Origin of the sequence: Pseudomonas rhizozeae (genome assembly GCF_031583775.1) — a bacterium.
Lineage (GTDB): Bacteria > Pseudomonadota > Gammaproteobacteria > Pseudomonadales > Pseudomonadaceae > Aquipseudomonas.
In genome coordinates this window covers 17183-37283 of the sequence record NZ_JAVLSB010000076.1, presented here as the reverse complement: position 1 = coordinate 37283, position 20101 = coordinate 17183, and the positions used below count along the sequence as shown (strand labels likewise).

Sequence of the window (20101 nt, the reverse complement as noted above, 5' to 3'; positions counted from 1 at the left end):
CCTCCTTGATTTGCTAGAGGGGCGCGCTTCAGTCGCGCGCTCCCAATCTTTACATAGGCTTCCCCCTGAAATGATGGACATCAACGAGATTCGCGAATACCTGCCGCACCGTTACCCGTTCCTGCTGGTGGACCGAGTAGTGGACCTCGATGTGGAAGGCAAGCGCATTCGCGCCTACAAGAATGTCAGCATCAACGAGCCCTTCTTCAACGGCCACTTCCCCGCGCATCCAATCATGCCGGGCGTGCTGATCATTGAAGCGATGGCTCAGGCTGCCGGGATCCTGGGTTTCAAAATGCTCGACGTGAAGCCGGCCGATGGCACGCTTTACTACTTCGTAGGCTCCGACAAGCTGCGCTTCCGCCAGCCGGTCAAGCCAGGTGATCAGTTGATCCTCGAAGCGACCTTCATCAGTTGCAAACGCAAGATCTGGAAGTTCGAATGCCAGGCCTCGGTGGATGGCAAGCCGGTCTGCTCGGCCGAGATTATCTGCGCGGAACAAAAAGTATGAGTTTGATTGACCCTCGCGCAATCATCGATCCGACGGCTGTTCTGGCCGACGGCGTTGAGGTCGGCCCATGGTCGATCGTCGGCGCAGGTGTGGAAATCGGCGAGGGGACAGTGATCGGGCCGCATGTGATTCTCAAAGGCCCGACACGCATTGGTCAGCACAATCGCATCTACCAGTTTTCCTCGATTGGCGAAGACACGCCGGACTTGAAATACAAGGGCGAGGAAACCCGCCTGGTGATCGGCGACCACAACGTGATACGTGAAGGGGTGACCATTCACCGTGGCACGATTCAGGACCGTTCCGAAACGACCCTGGGCGATCACAACCTGATCATGGCCTATGCCCACATCGGCCACGACAGCGTGATCGGTAACCACTGCATCTTGGTCAACAACACCGCGCTGGCCGGCCATGTGCACGTTGATGACTGGGCGATCCTGTCCGGCTTCACCCTGGTTCACCAGTATTGCCACATTGGTGCCCACAGCTTCTCCGGCATGGGCACCGCCATCGGCAAGGACGTCCCAGCCTACGTCACCGTGTTTGGCAACCCGGCGGAAGCGCGCAGCATGAACTTCGAGGGCATGCGCCGTCGTGGTTTCAGCGAAGACGCTCTTCACGCTCTGCGCCGTGCCTATAAAGTGGTGTACCGCCAGGGTCTTACGGTCGAGCAGGCACTGGCCGAACTGGCCGAGCCTTCGACGCAGTACCCTGAAGTCGCGGTGTTCCGTGACTCGATCCAGTCGTCGACCCGCGGCATTACTCGCTAATCATGGCCACTTTGCGTATTGCGTTGGTGGCAGGTGAGGCTTCCGGCGACATCTTGGGCGCCGGATTGATGCGCGCGCTCAAGGCCCGTCACGCCGACATCGAGTTCATCGGTGTCGGTGGCCCGTTGATGCAGGCAGAAGGGATGGTGTCCGATTTCCCCATGGAGCGGCTCGCGGTCATGGGCCTGGTGGAAGTGCTCGGTCGACTGCGTGAATTGCTAGGACGGCGCAAGCGACTGATCGCCGACCTCATCGCCCGGAAGCCAGACGTGTTCATCGGCATCGATGCACCGGATTTCAACCTTACCCTCGAACTCAAGTTGCGTCAGGCCGGGATCAAGACCGTGCACTACGTCAGCCCGTCGGTGTGGGCGTGGCGGCAGAAGCGGGTGCTGAAGATTCGCGAAGGCTGCGACCTGATGCTGACCCTGTTCCCGTTCGAAGCCAGATTCTACGAAGAGAAAGGCGTGCCGGTGCGCTTCGTCGGTCACTCCCTGGCCGATACCATTCCGTTAGTGGCTGATCGCGCCGCCGCCCGCGTCGAACTCGGTCTGTCTGACGGGCCGCTGGTCGCCTTGATGCCGGGCAGTCGTGGCGGTGAGGTGGGGCGCCTCGGTGGTCTATTCCTCGACACCGCTCAGCGCCTGCGCGCCTTGCGCCCCGGCGTGCGCTTCGTGCTGCCGTGCGCCAGTCCCGAGCGCCGCGCGCAGCTCGAAGAGCTGCTAGCCGGACGCGACTTGCCGCTGACCTTGCTCGACGGTCAATCCCATCTGGCGCTGGCGGCGTGCGATGCCGTGCTGATTGCTTCCGGGACGGCTACGCTTGAAGCGTTGTTGTACAAGCGACCCATGGTGGTGGCTTATCGACTGGCGCCGCTGACGTTCTGGATCCTCAAACGCATGGTGAAAAGTCCTTACGTGTCCTTGCCCAATCTGCTGGCCCAGCGTTTGTTGGTCCCGGAATTGTTGCAGGACGATGCAACCGTCGAAGCCCTGGCGCAGACGTTGTCACCGCTGATCGAAGGTGGTGAAGAGCAAACCCGTGGCTTCGACGAAATTCATCGCACGCTGCGCCTGGACGCGTCGAACCAGGCGGCGGATGCCGTGTTGAACCTGATTGGCCGTGCCCGATGACTAAAGTAAGCCTGCAAATGGGCCTGGATTTCACCTTGGTCGCGGAAGTTGAAGACCTAGTGGCCGGCGTCGATGAAGTCGGTCGCGGCCCGCTCTGCGGCGCGGTGGTGACCGCAGCGGTTATCCTCGACCCGAACCGGCCGATTCTCGGGCTCAACGACTCGAAGAAACTCACTGAAGCGCGCCGCGAGAAGCTCTACGACGAAATCTGCGAAAAGGCCTTGAGCTGGTGCATCGCCCGCGCCGAAGTCGAGGAAATCGACCGCTTGAACATCCTGCACGCCACCATGCTGGCCATGCAGCGGGCCATTGAAGGCCTGCACATCCAGCCGAAACTGGCGATGATCGACGGCAACCGGTGCCCCAAGCTGTCGATGCGCGCCGAAGCGGTGATTCAGGGGGACGGCAAGGTGCCGGCGATTGCTGCGGCTTCGATTCTGGCCAAGGTCAGCCGTGATCGCGAGATGGCCGCGTTCGAACTGATTTATCCGGGTTATGGCATGGGTGGCCACAAGGGTTACCCGACGCCCGTTCATCTGGAAGCGCTGGCTCGTTTGGGACCGACGCCGATTCACCGCCGCTCGTTTGCCCCAGTGCGCCAGGCGTATGAGGCGCGGGAAAGCCTGATCGAGAGTTAGTCGCCAGGCTGATGTTTTTGCCAAGGCCCGGTACAATCCGGGCCTTGTTATTTTCAAGTCGCTCGTTTCTGGACAGGATCACTATGCCGGCTTCATTCGTTCATCTACGCCTGCACACTGAGTACTCCCTGGTCGACGGTCTGGTGCGGATCAAACCGCTGGTCAAGACCCTGGTCGGCATGAACATGCCCGCCGTGGCGGTCACCGACCAGAACAACATGTGTTCGCTGGTCAAGTTCTACAAAGCCGCCATGGGCGCCGGGATCAAGCCGATCTGCGGTGCCGACCTGTGGCTGTCCAACAAAGACCCGGATAACCCCCTCAGTCGCATCAGCCTGCTGGCGATGAACGGCGTGGGCTATCGCAACCTCACCGAACTGATTTCCCGTGGCTTCATCGATGGCCAGCGCAACGGCTCGATCATCATCGAGCGCGAGTGGGTGGCCGAGGCCAGCGAAGGGCTGATCATGCTGTCGGCGGCGAAAGAGGGCGAGATCGGCCTGGCGCTGCTCAGCGGCAACCCCGATGAAGCGGAAAACCTGGCCCGCGAGTGGATGGCGGTGTTCCCGGACCGCTTCTACCTCGAAGTGCAGCGCACCAACCGCCCCAACGACGAAGAACACCTGCACGGCGCCGTGGCCTTGGCCGACAAACTCGGCGCGCCGTTGGTGGCGACCAACGATGTGCGCTTCATCAAGCAGGAAGATTTCGAGGCCCACGAAACCCGCGTGTGCATCGGTGAGGGCCGCGCCCTCGATGACCCGCGCCGGTCGAAAAACTACAGCGACCAGCAATACCTCAAAAGCGCCGACGAAATGGCCGAGTTGTTCAGTGACCTGCCCGAGGCGCTGGAAAACACCGTCGAGATCGCCAAGCGCTGCAACATTGAAGTGAAGCTGGGCAAGCACTTCCTGCCCAACTTCCCGATTCCCGATGGCATGACCATCGATGAATATTTCCGCAAAGTCTCGTTCGACGGCCTCGAAGAGCGCCTCAGCGTGCTGTTGCCCAAGGATACGACCGAGGACTACGACGCCAAGCGCCAGGTCTATGTCGACCGGCTGAATTTCGAGCTGGATATCATCATCCAGATGGGCTTCCCCGGTTACTTCCTGATCGTGATGGACTTCATCCAGTGGGCCAAGAGCAACGGCGTGCCGGTGGGTCCGGGCCGGGGCTCGGGTGCCGGGTCGCTGGTGGCCTACGTGCAGAAGATCACCGACCTCGATCCGCTGGAATATGACCTGCTGTTCGAACGTTTCCTCAACCCGGAACGGGTCTCCATGCCCGACTTCGACGTCGACTTCTGCATGGACGGCCGCGACCGGGTGATCGAGTACGTGGCCGAGAAATACGGCCGTAACGCCGTGAGCCAGATCATCACGTTCGGTTCTATGGCGGCCAAGGCTGTTGTTCGCGACGTGGCGCGGGTGCAGGGCAAGTCCTACGGTCTGGCGGATCGTCTGTCGAAGATGATTCCGTTCGAAGTCGGCATGACCCTGGAAAAGGCCTACGAGCAGGAAGAAATCCTGCGTGACTTCATCAAGGTCGATGAAGAAGCCGCGGAAATCTGGGAGATGGCGCGCAAGCTCGAAGGCGTGGTGCGTAACGTCGGCAAGCACGCCGGTGGCGTGGTGATCGCCCCGACCAAACTGACCGACTTCTCGCCGATCTATTGCGATGAAGAGGGCGACGGCCTGGTAACCCAGTTCGACAAGGACGACGTGGAAGCCGCGGGCCTGGTGAAGTTCGACTTCCTCGGGCTGCGGACCCTGACGGTCATCGACTGGGCACTGAAAACCATCAACCGTGACCGCGCCAAGGTCAACGAGCCACCGCTGGATATCGCGTTCATCCCGCTGGACGACAAACCGACTTACACCTTGCTGCAAAAGGCCGAAACCACGGCGGTGTTCCAGCTCGAATCCCGGGGCATGAAAGAGCTGATCAAAAAGCTCAAGCCCGACTGCCTGGAAGACTTGATCGCACTGGTGGCGCTGTTCCGTCCTGGCCCGCTGCAATCGGGCATGGTGGACGACTTCATTAACCGTAAGCACGGTCGCGCCGAACTGGCGTACCCGCACTCGGATTACCAGTACGAAGGCCTCAAGCCCGTGCTGGCGCCGACCTACGGCATCATCCTGTATCAGGAACAGGTGATGCAGATTGCCCAGGTCATGGCCGGTTACACCCTTGGCGGCGCCGACATGCTGCGCCGGGCCATGGGTAAGAAAAAACCAGAGGAAATGGCCAAGCAGCGCGGCGGTTTCATCGAAGGTTGCGGCACCAACAACATCGACGCCGACCTGGCGGGTAACATTTTCGACCTGGTGGAGAAGTTCGCCGGTTACGGCTTTAACAAATCCCACTCCGCTGCCTACGGCCTGGTCTCGTACCAGACTGCCTGGCTGAAAACCCACTACCCGGCGCCGTTCATGGCCGCGGTACTGTCGGCGGACATGCACAACACCGACAAGGTTGTGACCCTGATCGAAGAAATTCGCACCATGAAGCTGCGTCTCGACGCACCGGATGTGAATACCTCGGAGTTCAAGTTCACGGTTAACGATGAAGGCCGCATCATCTATGGCCTCGGCGCAATCAAAGGCGTGGGCGAGGGTCCGGTCGAGGCGATCACCGAAGCGCGGCTGGACGGTCCGTTCAAGGATCTGTTCGATTTCTGCGCGCGGGTCGACCTCAAGCGCATCAACAAGCGCACCCTCGACGGCTTGATTCGCAGCGGCGCGCTGGATCGTCTCGGGCCGTACTTCCATGATGAGCAAAAAGCCTATCAGGCGAACATCGACCGCAACCGCGCAGTGTTGCTGACGGCCATGGAAGAGGCGATCAAGGCCGCCGAACAGACCGCGCGCACCCACGACAGCGGCCACGCCGACCTGTTCGGCGGTTTGTTCGTCGAGGAAGATGCGGACGTCTACGCCAATCACCGCAAGGCCAAGGAACTGACGCTCAAGGAACGCCTCAAGGGTGAGAAAGACACCTTGGGTCTGTACCTGACCGGCCATCCGATCGACGAATACGAAGGCGAGATCCGCCGTTTCGCCCGTCAGCGCATCATCGACCTGAAACCGGCGCGGGATACACAGACCGTCGCCGGCATGATCATCGCCCTGCGGGTGATGAAGAACAAAAAGGGCGACAAGATGGGCTTCATCACCCTGGACGACCGCTCAGGGCGGATCGAAGCGTCACTGTTCGCCGAAGCCTTCCACTCGGCGCAGTCGCTGCTGCAGACCGACGCGATGGTGGTGGTCGAAGGCGAAGTCAGCAACGACGATTTCTCCGGCGGCCTGCGGTTGCGGGTCAAGCGCGTGATGAGCATGGAAGACGCGCGCACCAACCTCGCCGAAAGCTTGCGCCTGAAGCTGCACACCAAGGACCTCAAGGGTGATCAGCTACGCTGGCTGGGCGAGTTGTTCAAACGCCATCGCGGCGCGTGCCCGATCACCATGGAGTACACCAGCCCGGACGCCAAGGCTTTGCTGCAGTTTGGCGAGACCTGGCGAATCGACCCGGCGGATGCCTTGATTCAAGCCCTGCGTGACCAGTTCGGGCGAGACAACGTCTTCCTCCAATACCGTTGATGGCCGGGGGACAGGAATCCGCCCCCGACCTCGACCTGAATTTTTAATCTCGACCTGAACGCGCCTGTCCCTTAAGGTAGGGCGCGAATAGACAACCGGCCGGCCCAAGCACTCTTGGACGTCGACCCAAGACGGACGCCTATGAACCCGAATTTTCTTGATTTCGAACAGCCGATCGCCGACCTGCAAGCCAAGATCGAAGAGTTGCGCTTGGTCGGTAATGACAATTCGCTGAATATCGGCGATGAAATCTCCCGCCTGCAAGACAAGAGCAGCACGCTGACCGAAGACATCTTCGGCAAGCTGACCAGCTGGCAGATCGCGCGCCTGGCGCGTCACCCGAAACGTCCCTACACCCTGGACTACATCGAACACATCTTCACCGAGTTCGACGAGTTGCACGGTGACCGTCACTTCTCCGATGACGCTGCGATCGTTGGCGGCATTGCCCGCCTCGAAGACCAGCCGGTGATGATCATCGGCCACCAGAAAGGCCGTGAAGTGCGTGAGAAAGTCCGCCGCAACTTCGGCATGCCACGTCCTGAAGGCTACCGCAAGGCCTGCCGCCTGATGGAAATGGCCGAGCGGTTCAAGATGCCGATCCTGACCTTCATCGACACCCCGGGCGCCTATCCGGGCATCGACGCCGAAGAGCGCAACCAGAGCGAAGCGATTGCCTGGAACCTGCGCGTCATGGCTCGCCTGAAAACCCCGATCATCGCCACCGTTATCGGTGAAGGTGGTTCCGGCGGTGCGTTGGCCATCGGCGTCTGCGATCAACTGAACATGCTGCAGTATTCGACCTACGCGGTGATCTCGCCGGAAGGTTGTGCGTCGATCCTGTGGAAAACCGCCGAGAAAGCGCCGGACGCCGCCGAGGCCATGGGCATCACCGCCGAGCGCCTCAAAGGCCTGGGCATCGTCGACAAAGTCATCGGTGAACCACTGGGCGGCGCGCACCGCGACCCGGCCGCCGCGGCCGCGTCGATCCGCGCCGAACTGAGCGCGCAACTGGCAATGCTCAAGAAGTTCGACAACGAAGCGCTGCTGGCCCGTCGTTACGAGCGCTTGATGAGCTACGGTCTCTGATCTGACGCCGCTTTGGCAGACGACGCGATACCCTTGTGGGAGCGAGCCTGCTCGCGAATAGCGGTTTAACATTCAACCTGATCCGTTGGCTGTTACACCCTCTTCGCGAGCAGGCTCGCTCCCACATTTGATTTGGGCGAAGTGAATATGATGAACGCATCCAGAATCGATCTGTCTGCGAGGCTCCTCCTGAATCTGGCGCCCTGGCGCCATGCCACGACTTGGCGCATCGCCTTCTCCGGCGGTCTCGACTCCACCGTCCTGCTGCACCTGCTTGCCCATCTCGCCAAAACCGAATCCCTGCCAGCGCTGAACGCCATTCATGTCCATCACGGTCTGCAAACGGCGGGCGACGCGTGGCCGGCACATTGTCAGTTGGTCTGTGATGAGCTCGGTGTGCCGCTGCAAGTGGTTCGCGTGCAGGTGCAGTCCGGCGCCAGCCTCGAACGTGCCGCGCGGGAGGCGCGGTATGCCGCGTTCACGGAGGCAACCCAGGCCAATGAGCTGCTGCTGACCGCGCAACACCGCGACGATCAGGCCGAAACTCTATTGTTTCGCCTGATGCGAGGTGCTGGCGTGCGAGGCTTGGCGTCGATGCCGGCCGAGCGATCGCTGGGGCCGGGGCACTTGCTGCGGCCGCTGCTGGGCATCTCGCGCGCGGAGCTGGAAGCGTACGCGGCTGAGCATCGGCTGACTTGGGTGCAAGACCCGTCGAACCAGGACCGGCAATATTCGCGCAATTACTTGCGGCATCAGGTGTTCCCGGCACTGATGGTGCGGTGGCCGCAGGCAATGGTGAGCATGGCCCGCAGTGCGGCGCATTTGCGTGAGGCGCAAGGCTTACTGGATGAGTTGGCACAGATCGACCTCGCCGAGGCGAGCACCGCCAGTGATTGCGATTGGCTCGACGTGCCTTCCCTGGCGCTGGCGCCATTGGCCCGGTTATCCGCCGCCCGCCAGCGCAACGCGCTAAGTCATTGGCTGGCCCCCCGAACGCCCATGCCGGACACGGACCATTGGTCAGGTTGGGACAGCTTGCGCGATGCCGCTGAGCATGCGAGCCCGGTCTGGCGCCTGGCCCAGGGGGAGGTGCAGCGATCGGCGGGGCGGATCTGGTGGCTGGCGGGGGATTGGCTGAGCGCGCCGCCTGCACCTCAAGCCTGGCATGATCCTCGTCAACCCTTGCTGTTGCCGGGAAATGGCCGCGTCACACTTCATGGGCAGCCTGCTGCGGGTGAAATTGCCATCCGCTACCGCGAGGGTGGCGAAGTGATGAATCTGCCGGGGCGCGGGCATCGCGATCTCAAGCGTTTACTCAATGAAAGCGCGGTGCCGGCGTTCGCCCGTGGCCGATTGCCGCTGCTGTACCTGAACGGACAATTGCGCGCGGTGGCGAATCTCCCAGGCCTGAATGGCACTGCCGATGGCGACTGGCATTTGCAATGGCAGCCACTGGGGCAAGATCAAGGTTTGAGGTGAAAGGGGCTTTCCGGTAGACTACGCTCCCTTCTTGATACAACTTCTGTGGATTCGCCTGAATCGCAGCAGTTGCCGATTACCAAGCAGTCTTTGCTGGGCGATTCCAAAAAATGTGTAGCGAGCAACCTACCGGTGTGTCATCTGCCGGTCTGTCCCAACGCGGCGGTTTTTTTGAAAGGTGCACTGTGATTAATGCAGGTGATCGGGGGCCTCGGCCTTCCTTCGCTTTCCCCGGCGGCTCGGACCGCTTTAACGCAGACTTCTAGGGTTTTTCATGACGCGCTACATATTCGTCACGGGCGGTGTTGTTTCTTCATTGGGGAAAGGCATTGCCTCGGCTTCATTGGCGGCCATCCTGGAGGCGCGGGGACTTAAGGTCACCATGCTCAAGCTGGACCCCTACATCAACGTCGACCCGGGCACCATGAGCCCGTTCCAGCACGGTGAAGTGTTCGTCACCCACGACGGCGCCGAGACCGACCTGGATCTGGGCCACTACGAGCGGTTCATCCGCACGACCATGACCCAGAACAACAACTTCACCACCGGCCGTGTCTACGAACACGTGCTGCGCAAAGAGCGCCGTGGCGATTACCTGGGCGCGACCATTCAGGTGATCCCGCACATCACCGACGAAATCAAGCGCCGCATTATCAAGGGCGCCGGCGATGCCGACGTGGCGATGGTCGAAATCGGTGGCACTGTCGGTGACATCGAGTCGCAACCGTTCCTCGAAGCCATCCGCCAGTTGCGTTTCGAAGTCGGCGCCAAGCGCGCGATGCTGATGCACCTGACCCTGGTGCCGTACATCGCCACCGCTGGTGAAACCAAAACCAAGCCTACCCAGCACTCGGTCAAGGAACTGCGTTCCATCGGCCTGCAACCTGACGTGCTGGTGTGCCGCTCCGATCACCCGATCGACATCTCGTCCCGTCGCAAAATCGCCCAGTTCACCAACGTTGAAGAGCGTGCGGTGATCGCGCTGGAAGACGCCGACACCATCTACAAGATCCCGGGCATCCTGCATTCGCAAGGCCTGGATGATTTTGTTGTCGAGCGTTTCGGCCTGCAGTGCACCGGCGCCGACCTGTCCGAGTGGGAAGCGGTGGTGGATGCCAAGCTGAACCCGGAACACGAAGTCACCATCGCCATGGTCGGCAAGTACATGGAATTGCTCGACGCCTACAAATCGCTGATCGAAGCGATGAGTCACGCCGGCATCAGCAACCGTACCAAGGTCAACCTGCGCTACATCGATTCCGAAGACATCGAGAACCAGGGCACCGCACTGCTTGAAGGTGTCGACGCGATCCTGGTCCCTGGCGGCTTCGGTCTGCGCGGTGTGGAAGGCAAGATCACCGCCGTGCAATACGCTCGCGAAAACAAAGTGCCGTACCTGGGCATCTGCCTTGGCATGCAAGTGGCGGTCATCGAATTCGCCCGTAACGTGCTGGGCTGGAAAGACGCCAACTCCACCGAGTTCGATCGCGCCAGCGGTCACCCGGTCGTGGGCCTGATCACAGAGTGGGAAGACGCCACCGGCGCGGTGGAAACCCGTACCGAAGCCTCCGATCTGGGCGGCACCATGCGCCTCGGCGCGCAGGATTGCCTGCTCGAAGCCGGCTCCCTGGTGCACGATTGCTACGCCAAGGATGTGATCGTCGAGCGTCACCGTCACCGTTACGAAGTGAACAACAACCTGCTGCCGCAGTTGATCGAAGCCGGTCTGAAAATCTCCGGTCGTTCCGGCGATGGCGCCCTGGTTGAAGTGGTCGAAGCACCGGATCATCCATGGTTCGTGGCCTGCCAGTTCCACCCGGAATTCACCTCGACACCCCGCGACGGTCACCCGTTGTTCAGCGGTTTCGTCAAGGCTGCTCTGGCTCAACACGACAAGAACGCCTGACCCCGGAGAACTATCAGCATGGCCCAGAAGATCATCCGCGTCGGCGACATCGAAATCGCCAACGACAAGCCCATGGTGCTGTTCGGCGGCATGAACGTGCTGGAAAGCCGCGACATGGCCATGCAGGTCTGTGAAGAGTACGTGAAGGTGACCGAGAAACTCGGCATCCCTTACGTATTCAAGGCCAGCTTCGACAAGGCCAATCGCTCGTCCGTCAGCTCCTACCGTGGCCCCGGCCTGGAAGAGGGCATGCGGATTTTCCAGGACATCAAGCAAGCGTTCGGCGTGCCGATCATCACCGACGTCCACGAGCCTGAACAGGCTGCCGTGGTCGCCGAGGTCTGCGACATCATCCAGTTGCCGGCCTTCCTGTCGCGCCAGACCGACCTCGTGGTCGCCATGGCCAAGACCGGCGCGGTGATCAACATCAAGAAAGCCCAGTTCCTCGCGCCTCAGGAAATGAAACACATCCTGAGCAAATGCGAAGAAGCGGGTAATGACCAGTTGATCCTCTGCGAGCGCGGCTCGAGCTTCGGCTACAACAACCTGGTGGTCGACATGCTCGGCTTCGGGATCATGAAGCAGTTCGAATACCCGGTGTTCTTCGATGTGACCCATGCGCTGCAAATGCCCGGCGGTCGTTCCGACTCCGCTGGCGGGCGCCGCGCCCAGGTCACCGACCTGGCCAAGGCGGGCATGAGCCAGTCGCTGGCCGGGTTGTTCCTCGAAGCCCACCCGGACCCGGACAACGCCAAATGCGACGGCCCTTGCGCCCTGCGCCTGGACAAGCTGGAACCGTTCCTGGCGCAACTCAAGGCGCTGGACGAACTGGTGAAGAGTTTTCCGACGGTAGAAACCGCGTAATCCTCATTTCTCCGGTAAAGTACCGCACGATTTGTTGCTCAGGCCCTCGGGCCTGAGCCTTATCGTCCGCAAGTCTGCCCATTGCACACCACTTGCCGACGGTAAAAGATTTCCTCTAGCTGCGTCGTTTTCGTCAACTTTGGAGTGCTTACAACAATGGCAAAAATCGTCGACATCAAAGGTCGTGAAGTTCTCGACTCCCGTGGCAATCCCACCGTGGAAGCGGACGTGCTTCTCGATAACGGCATCATCGGCAGTGCCTGCGCGCCGTCCGGTGCTTCCACTGGCTCGCGTGAAGCGCTCGAGCTGCGAGATGGCGACAAGAGCCGTTATTTGGGTAAGGGCGTGCTCAAGGCTGTAGGCAACATCAATGGTCCGATCCGCGACCTGTTGCTGGGTAAAGACCCTGCCGACCAGAAAGCCCTCGATCACGCGATGATCGCCCTCGACGGCACCGAAAACAAAGCGACCCTGGGCGCCAATGCGATCCTCGCCGTGTCCCTGGCTGCCGCCAAGGCTGCTGCGCAGGACCAGGACCTGCCGCTGTACGCGCACATTGCCAACCTCAACGGTACTCCGGGCGTCTACTCGATGCCGGTGCCAATGATGAACATCATCAACGGTGGCGAGCACGCCGATAACAACGTCGACATCCAGGAATTCATGGTGCAGCCGGTTGGCGCCAAGTCCTTCTCCGAAGGCCTGCGCATGGGCACCGAGATTTTCCATCACCTCAAGGCTGTGCTGAAGGCCCGTGGCCTGAGCACCGCAGTGGGTGACGAAGGTGGTTTCGCGCCGAACCTGGCGTCCAACGAAGATGCCCTGAAAGTCATCTCCGAAGCTGTGTCCAACGCCGGTTACACCTTGGGCACCGACGTGACGCTGGCTCTGGACTGCGCCGCCAGCGAATTCTACGAAGACGGCAAGTACAACCTGTCTGGCGAAGGCCAGGTATTCACCGCTGAGGGTTTCGCCGATTACCTCAAAGGCCTGACCGAGCGTTACCCGATCATCTCCATCGAAGATGGCCTGGACGAGTCCGACTGGGCTGGCTGGAAAATCCTCACCGACAAGATCGGCGAGAAAACCCAGCTGGTGGGCGACGACCTGTTCGTGACCAACACCAAGATCCTGAAAGAAGGCATCGATAAAAAGATCGCCAACTCGATCCTGATCAAGTTCAACCAGATCGGCACCCTGACCGAAACCCTGGAAGCCATCCAGATGGCTAAGGCTGCCGGTTACACTGCGGTCATTTCCCACCGTTCGGGCGAAACCGAAGATTCGACCATCGCCGACCTGGCCGTGGGCACCGCGGCTGGCCAGATCAAGACCGGCTCCCTGTGCCGTTCCGACCGCGTTTCCAAGTACAACCAACTGCTGCGTATCGAGGAGCAGTTGGGCGCGAAAGCCAAGTACAACGGTCGCAGCGAGTTCCGCGGCTAAGCACTTGATGGTAAAAAGTCAGCAGGTTGTGTCGGAAAAGTCGCTATAGCGATGGATTTGCCACTAATCTGATGCCTGATGAGCACAAGCCTGGGTCACTCCAGGCTTCGTGCTATCAGCGGCTTCAATGTTGGCTTGGCGGTTTTTTTCACTGGATACCCGATATTCGATGCGCAGTCCCAATTGGTTGTTCCTCGTCTTGCTCTTGCTGCTCGCTGGCCTGCAATACCGCCTGTGGGTGGGAAATGGCAGCCTCGCGCAAGTGGCCGACCTGACTCAGCAGATTGCGGATCAACACGCCGAGAACGAAGGCCTGCTCGAGCGCAATCGGGTGATGGACGCCGAAGTCAGTGAGCTGAAGAAAGGCATGGAGACCGTTGAAGAGCGTGCTCGCCATGAGTTGGGCATGGTCAAGGACGGTGAAACCCTTTACCAGTTGGCGCAATGATCCACTCGTTACCGGCCTTCTGGGCCGTGATTCCTGCCGCGGGCGTCGGTGCTCGTATGGCCGCGGACCGTCCCAAGCAATACTTGCAACTGGGCGGGCGCACAATTCTCGAACACAGCCTCGGCTGTTTCCTCGATCACCCGACCGTCAAAGGCGTGGTGGTCAGTCTCGCTGTCGATGATCCGTATTGGCCGAACCTGTCGTTTGCCAATGATCCGCGCATTGCCCGGGTCGATGGTGGCAGCGAGCGCTCGGGTTCGGTGCTCAATGCCTTGCTGCACTTGCATGCCCAGGGCGCTGACGATGAAGACTGGGTGTTGGTGCATGACGCCGCTCGGCCCAATCTGGCTCGTGATGACCTCGATAAACTGCTGAGTGAACTGGCCGATGATCCGGTCGGCGGGCTGCTGGCGGTGCCGGCTCGGGACACGCTCAAGCGCATCGACCAAAACGGTCGAGTGCTGGAAACCGTGGATCGCAGTCTTATCTGGCAAGCCTATACACCGCAGATGTTTCGCCTCGGCGCCTTACATCGGGCGCTGGCCGATAGCCTGGTAGCAGATGCGGTGATCACCGACGAAGCCTCAGCCATGGAATGGTCTGGCCAGGCGCCACGCTTGATTGAAGGTCGATCCGACAACATCAAAGTCACCCGCCCGGAAGACCTGGAATGGTTGCGCCAGCGGTGGGGCAATCGTCGCTGATTTATCAGGCTTCTCTGATATGCCATTCGCGAGCAGGCTCGCTCCCACAGAATTTTGTGTGGCACATCAACTCCCTGTGGGAGCGAGCCTGCTCGCGAAAGCGTCAGTCCACTCAACTGAAAAACCGCTGACCCACCACTAACCCCTGTACTCCGGCCGTTGCGCCAATCCTTCCTTCAAGTAATCCACCAACTTGCGCACCTTCGGCGACAGATGCCGTTGCTGCGGGTACAGCGCCCACACTGCTGTGTTCGGCGGTTGGTGGGCTTCGAGCAAGGAAATCAGCGCGCCGCTGTTGAGGTGTTCCAGCACGTAGTAGTCCGGTAACTGGCACAAGCCGACACCTTGCAGCGCCGCGTCCAGCACCGCTTGCCCACTATTGCAGCGCCAATTGCCCTGCACCCGTTGGGAAAATTCCTTACCGTTCTGTTCCAGTTGCCAAATGTCCGAGCTGCCGATCAAGCAGTTGTGCCGACTCAATTCCGACAAGCTGTGTGGGCGTCCATACCGTTCGACGTAGGACGGCGACGCGCACAGAAACATCCGGCGTGGGGCCAGGCGCGCCGCCACCAAGCGCGAATCCTGCAAACGCCCGAGACGAATCGCCAGGTCTAGGCCTTCGTGTACCAGGTCCAGTTGCCGGTTGCTCAGTTCGATGTCGATCCGCAGTTGCGGGTACAACCCCATGAACCGCGTCACCAGCGGCACGATAAAGCGTTCGCCGTAAGCCACCGCGCAGGTCATGCGCAACATGCCCTTGGGCTCGCTGGTCAAGTCACCGACCGCACGTAGGGCTTCTTCGCGACCGTCCTGCAAGCGCTGACAATGTTGCAGAAAGGTTTGCCCGGCCTCGGTCAACGTGACACGACGGGTGCTTCGATACAGCAGTCGGGTTTGCAGACGCTCTTCGAGGCGTACGATTTGTCGACTGATGTGCGAGGAAGAAACCCCAAGTCGCTCGGCCGCAGCGGTGAATTGATTGCACTCGGCGACGGCGACAAATTCATCGATGCCTTCCCAACGGTTGTCAGCCATGATGATTGTCCCTGTACAGCAATAATATTTTCCAATTGGCCGGATTATTCATCGAAAGCGCGTGTATTACACTCTCGATCTCGTTTTTATCCACTGGAGCACCAAGATGATCAAGTCACGCGCCGCCGTTGCCTTCGAGGCCAAGAAACCGCTGGAAATCGTTGAAGTCGACGTGGCCCTGCCCAAGGCCGGCGAAGTATTGCTGCGTGTCGTGGCTTCCGGTGTCTGCCACACCGACGCCTACACCTTGTCCGGCGCTGATCCGGAAGGCATTTTCCCGTCGATCCTCGGCCACGAGGGCGGTGCGATTGTTGAGGCCATCGGTGAAGGCGTGACGTCGGTGGCCGTGGGCGATCATGTGATTCCGCTGTACACCCCGGAATGTGGTCAGTGCAAATTCTGTAAGTCGGGCAAGACCAACCTCTGTCAGGCGATTCGCGCCACCCAGGGCAAAGGCTTGATGCCGGATGGCACTTCGCGTTTTTCCTACAAAGGCCAGCCGATTTTCCACTATATGGGCACCTCGACTTTCTCCGAGTACACCGTGCTGCCGGAAATCTCCGTCGCCAAGATTGCTAAAGAAGCACCCCTGGAAAAAGTCTGCCTGCTCGGTTGCGGCGTCACCACCGGCATTGGCGCCGTGCTTAACACCGCCAAGGTCAAACCGGGTGACACCGTGGCCATCTTCGGCCTGGGCGGCATTGGCCTGTCGGCAGTCATCGGTGCGGTCAAAGCCAAGGCTGCGCGGATCATCGCTATCGACATCAACCCGGCCAAGTTCGAAATCGCCAAGCAACTCGGCGCCACCGACTGCGTGAACCCGAAAGACTTCGATCGCCCGATCCAGGAAGTGATCGTCGACATGACCGATGGCGGCGTGGATTTTTCCTTCGAGTGCATCGGCAACGTGCAACTGATGCGCGCGGCGCTGGAGTGCTGCCACAAGGGTTGGGGCGAGTCGGTGATCATCGGTGTGGCCGGTGCAGGCCAGGAAATCGCCACCCGTCCATTCCAGTTGGTCACCGGTCGCGTCTGGCGCGGTTCGGCGTTCGGCGGCGTGCGCGGTCGCAGCGAATTGCCGAGCTACGTCGACATGGCGCAGAAGGGCGAAATCCCGCTGGATACTTTCATCACTCACACCATGGGCCTGGAAGATATCAACAAGGCGTTCGACCTGATGCATGAAGGCAAAAGCATCCGTACTGTCATCCATTTCTGAGACACAGCGGCTTTCAGCTAGGAGTCCTACATGAGTCTGGAAAATATCTCCTGTCAGAAAACCTTTGGCGGCTGGCATAAACGCTACCGCCATCGCTCCGAGGTGCTGGGCTGCGACATGGTGTTTGCCGTGTACCTGCCGCCGCAAGCGGAGCAGGGCGGCAAGTTGCCGGTGCTGTATTGGTTGTCGGGCCTGACGTGCACCGATGAAAACTTCATGCAGAAGGCCGGCGCGCTGCGTATGGCGGCTGAACTGGGCCTGATCATCGTGGCGCCGGACACCAGCCCTCGTGGGCCGGATGTGCCGGGCGATCCGGATGGCGCGTGGGACTTCGGTCTCGGCGCCGGCTTCTACCTGAACGCGACGCAGGAACCGTGGAACCGCCACTATCGGATGCATGACTATGTCGTGCAGGAATTGCCGACACTGGTTGAAGCGCATTTCCCGGCGTCCGACAAACGCAGCATCAGCGGTCACTCCATGGGCGGTCACGGTGCCTTGGTCTGTGCGTTGCGCAACCCGGGGCGTTACCGTTCGGTGTCGGCGTTTTCGCCAATCAACAATCCGATGGATTGCCCGTGGGGCCAGAAAGCGTTTTCGCGTTTCCTTGGCGAAGATCGCTCGAAGTGGCGCGAGTGGGATGCCTGTGCGCTGATCGCCGAAGCCGATGAACAGCTGCCGCTGCTGGTGGATCAGGGCGATCGCGATGATTTCCTCGCCACCCAGCTCAAGCCCGAAGCCCTGCAACAAGCGGCTAAGCAGGCCAGCCATCCGCTGACCTTGCGTCTGCAACCGGGTTACGACCACAGCTATTACTTCATCGCCAGCTTCATCGACGAGCACTTGCAGCACCACGCCCGTGCATTGGGCGCTTAGGCTTCGCAACAGGCCCTAATGTCTGACAAAGCAGGTAGAATCACGCCCTGATAAATTCGGGGCGTTTTTTTATGCGTATTGGCCATGGCTATGATGTGCACCGTTTCGCTGAAGGCGACTTCATCACCTTGGGTGGCGTGCGTATCGCACACGGCTTCGGGCTGCTCGCCCACTCCGACGGCGACGTCTTGCTGCATGCCTTGAGCGATGCACTGCTCGGCGCGGCGGCGTTGGGTGACATCGGCAAACACTTTCCGGACACCGACCCGCAATTCAAAGGTGCCGACAGCCGCGTGCTGTTGCGCCATGTGGTGTCGCTGATCCACGCCAAAGGCTGGAAAGTCGGCAACGTCGACAACACCATCGTTGCCCAGGCGCCGAAAATGGCGCCTCACATCGAATCGATGCGCAGGCTGATTGCTGCGGATCTTCAAGTTGAGTTGGATCAAGTGAACGTGAAAGCTACCACCACCGAGAAGCTTGGCTTCGTCGGTCGCGAAGAAGGCATTGCCGTGCACGCCGTTGCCTTGTTGCTGCGCGCATGAATGAGCTGCAATTGCTTGGCCCCCGGGCCTACGGTCCAGCCCTAGGCAGCGCGGTACTGAAAGCCACTGCGGAAGATTTCCAGGTCGATGAAGTGCTCGACATTCCGCTGAGCGGCGACGGCGAACACCTGTGGATCTGGGTGGAAAAACGCGGCCTGAATACCGAAGAAGCCGCACGGCGAATTGCCAAGGCTGCAGGCGTGCCTTTGCGCACCGTCAGCTATGCCGGGCTCAAGGATCGCCAAGCGCTGACCCGCCAATGGTTCAGCGTGCAACTGCCGGGCAAGGCCGATCCCGATCTATCGGCGGCCGAAAGCGATACCCTGAAAATCCTCAAGACCGGTCGCCACAAGCGCAAGCTGCAACGCGGTGCGCATTCGGCTAACGGCTTCACCTTGCGCCTGACCCAATTCGCCGGCGACAGCGCCGCCATCGACGCGCGTCTGCAACAGATCGCCCGTGAAGGCATTCCGAATTATTTCGGCGCCCAGCGTTTCGGTCATGACGGCGGCAACGTGGTCGACGCCCGTGCCTGGGCCGCGCGCAAAGCCTTGCCGGAGCAACGCAATGTGCGTTCGCGGCTGCTGTCCACGGCGCGCAGCTTCTTGTTCAATCAAGTGCTGGCCGCGCGTGTCGCCGATGGCTCCTGGCAACGGGCCCAAGTCGGCGACTTGCTGGCATTCACCGACAGCCGCAGTTTCTTCCCGGCCGGTGAGGCCGAGTGCAACGACCCGCGCCTGGCGATTCTCGACCTGCACCCGACGGGGCCGCAGTGGGGCGAGGGCGATTCCCCCGCTTCCGGTGCGACTTTCGAGCTGGAACAACGGGTTGCCGCCGCGCAATCCGAGCTGCGCGACTGGTTGATCCATGCCGGCATGAGCCACGAACGTCGCATCCTGCGACTGCCCATTGGCGGGTTGACGTGGCATTATCCCGAGCCTGACATTCTGCAACTGGAATTCGTCCTTCCGGCCGGATGCTTCGCCACCGTATTGGTGCGCGAACTCGTCGATCTGGTGCCGGTGGGGCAGACGGACAGCCCATGCGTATTCTGATTTCTAACGACGATGGGGTCACCGCGCCCGGTCTCGCCGCGCTTTATGCTGCGCTGGCGGATTACACCGAGTGCGTGGTGATCGCCCCGGAGCAGGACAAAAGCGGCGCCAGCAGCTCGCTGACGCTCGACCGTCCGTTGCATCCGCAGACTTTGACCAGCGGCTTTATCAGCCTCAACGGCACGCCCACCGATTGCGTGCACCTGGGCATCCACGGCTTGCTGGAGGTGCCGCCGGACATGGTGGTCTCGGGCATTAACCTGGGCGCCAACCTCGGTGACGACGTGCTGTATTCCGGCACGGTCGCGGCGGCGCTCGAGGGGCGTTTTCTCGATCGGCCGTCGTTCGCCTTTTCACTGGTGTCGCGCCAAGTGGACAACCTTGCCACGGCAGCGTATTTCGCCGACAAACTGGTTCGGGCTCATGAACAGCTGGATTTGCCGCCGCGCACCGTGCTCAACGTGAATATTCCGAACCTGCCGCTGGATCACATTCGCGGCATTCAACTGACCCGCCTGGGCCATCGTGCTCGCGCGGCGGCGCCGATGAAAGTGGTCGATCCACGGGGCAAGGCCGGTTACTGGATTGCCGCCGCCGGCGATGCCGAGGACGGCGGACCGGGCACCGATTTTCACGCGGTGATGCAGGGCTATGTGTCGATTACTCCGTTGCAACTCGACCGCACGTTCAGCGACGTGTTCCGGAGTCTCGATGGCTGGCTGGAGGGACTGCGCTGATGGCTCGTGAGCAAGACGATATGCTGCGCCGCGGGATC

The 20101-nt window shown here is 60.7% G+C and carries 18 protein-coding genes; 17 read left to right on the top strand and 1 reads right to left on the bottom strand.

Going from position 1 to position 20101, the window contains the following annotated elements:
• Positions 1-70: 70 nt before the first annotated feature.
• The 12 genes from fabZ (at position 71) to ispD (ending at position 14596) form a co-directional block, all read left to right on the top strand.
• Positions 71-511, top strand: a complete 441-nt coding sequence (gene fabZ / locus RG836_RS26720; protein WP_008028982.1) for a 3-hydroxyacyl-ACP dehydratase FabZ — start codon at positions 71-73, stop codon at positions 509-511.
• On the top strand, positions 508-1284 hold the full coding sequence (gene lpxA / locus RG836_RS26715) for an acyl-ACP--UDP-N-acetylglucosamine O-acyltransferase (protein ID WP_310850828.1): 777 nt from the start codon (positions 508-510) through the stop codon (positions 1282-1284). The genes fabZ and lpxA overlap by 4 nt, the downstream gene beginning before the upstream one ends.
• Before the next feature lie 2 nt (positions 1285-1286).
• A complete protein-coding gene (gene lpxB, locus RG836_RS26710; RefSeq protein WP_310850826.1) occupies positions 1287-2417 on the top strand; it encodes a lipid-A-disaccharide synthase in 1131 nt (376 codons plus the stop codon).
• A gap of 11 nt (positions 2418-2428) precedes the next feature.
• Positions 2429-3055: a ribonuclease HII gene (gene rnhB / locus RG836_RS26705; protein ID WP_310850955.1), complete on the top strand. Its 627-nt coding sequence runs from the start codon at positions 2429-2431 to the stop codon at positions 3053-3055.
• Positions 3056-3138: 83 nt separating this feature from the next.
• Complete coding sequence (dnaE, locus tag RG836_RS26700) at positions 3139-6660, top strand: DNA polymerase III subunit alpha (RefSeq protein WP_310850824.1); 3522 nt, start codon at positions 3139-3141, stop codon at positions 6658-6660.
• A gap of 141 nt (positions 6661-6801) precedes the next feature.
• Positions 6802-7749 carry an acetyl-CoA carboxylase carboxyltransferase subunit alpha gene (locus RG836_RS26695; protein ID WP_310850823.1) on the top strand — a complete coding sequence of 316 codons (948 nt, stop codon included), beginning with the start codon at positions 6802-6804 and terminating at the stop codon, positions 7747-7749.
• Positions 7750-7899: 150 nt separating this feature from the next.
• Positions 7900-9228 carry a tRNA lysidine(34) synthetase TilS gene (tilS, locus tag RG836_RS26690; RefSeq protein ID WP_310850822.1) on the top strand — a complete coding sequence of 443 codons (1329 nt, stop codon included), beginning with the start codon at positions 7900-7902 and terminating at the stop codon, positions 9226-9228.
• 274 nt (positions 9229-9502) lie between these two features.
• Positions 9503-11134, top strand: coding sequence for a CTP synthase (locus tag RG836_RS26685; protein WP_310850821.1), 1632 nt, complete (start codon positions 9503-9505; stop codon positions 11132-11134).
• Between the two features lie 18 nt (positions 11135-11152).
• On the top strand, positions 11153-11998 hold the full coding sequence (gene kdsA, locus RG836_RS26680) for a 3-deoxy-8-phosphooctulonate synthase (RefSeq protein WP_310850820.1): 846 nt from the start codon (positions 11153-11155) through the stop codon (positions 11996-11998).
• Positions 11999-12154: 156 nt separating this feature from the next.
• A complete protein-coding gene (gene eno / locus RG836_RS26675; protein ID WP_310850818.1) occupies positions 12155-13444 on the top strand; it encodes a phosphopyruvate hydratase in 1290 nt (429 codons plus the stop codon).
• Between the two features lie 169 nt (positions 13445-13613).
• Entirely contained in the window at positions 13614-13892 is a 279-nt protein-coding gene (ftsB, locus tag RG836_RS26670; protein WP_310850816.1) for a cell division protein FtsB, read from the top strand.
• Positions 13889-14596, top strand: coding sequence for a 2-C-methyl-D-erythritol 4-phosphate cytidylyltransferase (gene ispD / locus RG836_RS26665; RefSeq protein WP_310850814.1), 708 nt, complete (start codon positions 13889-13891; stop codon positions 14594-14596). Before ftsB ends, ispD begins: the two co-directional genes overlap by 4 nt.
• Before the next feature lie 138 nt (positions 14597-14734).
• On the opposite strand, the gene RG836_RS26660 is transcribed toward ispD, so the two are convergent.
• On the bottom strand, positions 14735-15631 hold the full coding sequence (locus tag RG836_RS26660; protein WP_310850813.1) for a LysR family transcriptional regulator: 897 nt from the start codon (positions 15629-15631) through the stop codon (positions 14735-14737).
• 106 nt (positions 15632-15737) lie between these two features.
• On the opposite strand from RG836_RS26660, the gene RG836_RS26655 reads away from it, so the two are divergent.
• The 5 genes from RG836_RS26655 to surE all read left to right on the top strand — a co-directional run bounded on the left by RG836_RS26655 (position 15738) and on the right by surE (position 20063).
• Positions 15738-16850, top strand: a complete 1113-nt coding sequence (locus tag RG836_RS26655) for an S-(hydroxymethyl)glutathione dehydrogenase/class III alcohol dehydrogenase (protein ID WP_310850812.1) — start codon at positions 15738-15740, stop codon at positions 16848-16850.
• Positions 16851-16880: 30 nt separating this feature from the next.
• The gene (fghA, locus tag RG836_RS26650; RefSeq protein WP_310850811.1) at positions 16881-17726 is read left to right on the top strand and encodes an S-formylglutathione hydrolase; all 846 of its coding nucleotides are present in this window, start codon (positions 16881-16883) and stop codon (positions 17724-17726) included.
• A 71-nt stretch (positions 17727-17797) separates the two neighbouring features.
• The gene (ispF, locus tag RG836_RS26645; protein WP_310850810.1) at positions 17798-18271 is read left to right on the top strand and encodes a 2-C-methyl-D-erythritol 2,4-cyclodiphosphate synthase; all 474 of its coding nucleotides are present in this window, start codon (positions 17798-17800) and stop codon (positions 18269-18271) included.
• Positions 18268-19326, top strand: a complete 1059-nt coding sequence (gene truD / locus RG836_RS26640; protein ID WP_310850809.1) for a tRNA pseudouridine(13) synthase TruD — start codon at positions 18268-18270, stop codon at positions 19324-19326. Before ispF ends, truD begins: the two co-directional genes overlap by 4 nt.
• Positions 19314-20063 (top strand): 5'/3'-nucleotidase SurE, encoded by a 750-nt coding sequence (gene surE, locus RG836_RS26635; RefSeq protein ID WP_310850808.1) that lies wholly within the window; start codon positions 19314-19316, stop codon positions 20061-20063. The genes truD and surE overlap by 13 nt, the downstream gene beginning before the upstream one ends.
• Positions 20064-20101: the final 38 nt, after the last annotated feature.

Bases quoted from the DNA above. Each gene is read 5' to 3' on its own strand.
- fabZ (WP_008028982.1), top strand. From the start codon at position 71: ATGATGGACATCAACGAGATTCGCGAATACCTGCCGCACCGTTACCCG.
- lpxA (WP_310850828.1), top strand. From the start codon at position 508: ATGAGTTTGATTGACCCTCGCGCAATCATCGATCCGACGGCTGTTCTG.
- lpxB (WP_310850826.1), top strand. From the start codon at position 1,287: ATGGCCACTTTGCGTATTGCGTTGGTGGCAGGTGAGGCTTCCGGCGAC.
- dnaE (WP_310850824.1), top strand. From the start codon at position 3,139: ATGCCGGCTTCATTCGTTCATCTACGCCTGCACACTGAGTACTCCCTG.
- RG836_RS26695 (WP_310850823.1), top strand. From the start codon at position 6,802: ATGAACCCGAATTTTCTTGATTTCGAACAGCCGATCGCCGACCTGCAA.
- tilS (WP_310850822.1), top strand. From the start codon at position 7,900: ATGAACGCATCCAGAATCGATCTGTCTGCGAGGCTCCTCCTGAATCTG.
- RG836_RS26685 (WP_310850821.1), top strand. From the start codon at position 9,503: ATGACGCGCTACATATTCGTCACGGGCGGTGTTGTTTCTTCATTGGGG.
- kdsA (WP_310850820.1), top strand. From the start codon at position 11,153: ATGGCCCAGAAGATCATCCGCGTCGGCGACATCGAAATCGCCAACGAC.
- eno (WP_310850818.1), top strand. From the start codon at position 12,155: ATGGCAAAAATCGTCGACATCAAAGGTCGTGAAGTTCTCGACTCCCGT.
- ftsB (WP_310850816.1), top strand. From the start codon at position 13,614: ATGCGCAGTCCCAATTGGTTGTTCCTCGTCTTGCTCTTGCTGCTCGCT.
- ispD (WP_310850814.1), top strand. From the start codon at position 13,889: ATGATCCACTCGTTACCGGCCTTCTGGGCCGTGATTCCTGCCGCGGGC.
- RG836_RS26660 (WP_310850813.1), bottom strand. From the start codon at position 15,631: ATGGCTGACAACCGTTGGGAAGGCATCGATGAATTTGTCGCCGTCGCC.
- RG836_RS26655 (WP_310850812.1), top strand. From the start codon at position 15,738: ATGATCAAGTCACGCGCCGCCGTTGCCTTCGAGGCCAAGAAACCGCTG.
- fghA (WP_310850811.1), top strand. From the start codon at position 16,881: ATGAGTCTGGAAAATATCTCCTGTCAGAAAACCTTTGGCGGCTGGCAT.
- ispF (WP_310850810.1), top strand. From the start codon at position 17,798: ATGCGTATTGGCCATGGCTATGATGTGCACCGTTTCGCTGAAGGCGAC.
- truD (WP_310850809.1), top strand. From the start codon at position 18,268: ATGAATGAGCTGCAATTGCTTGGCCCCCGGGCCTACGGTCCAGCCCTA.
- surE (WP_310850808.1), top strand. From the start codon at position 19,314: ATGCGTATTCTGATTTCTAACGACGATGGGGTCACCGCGCCCGGTCTC.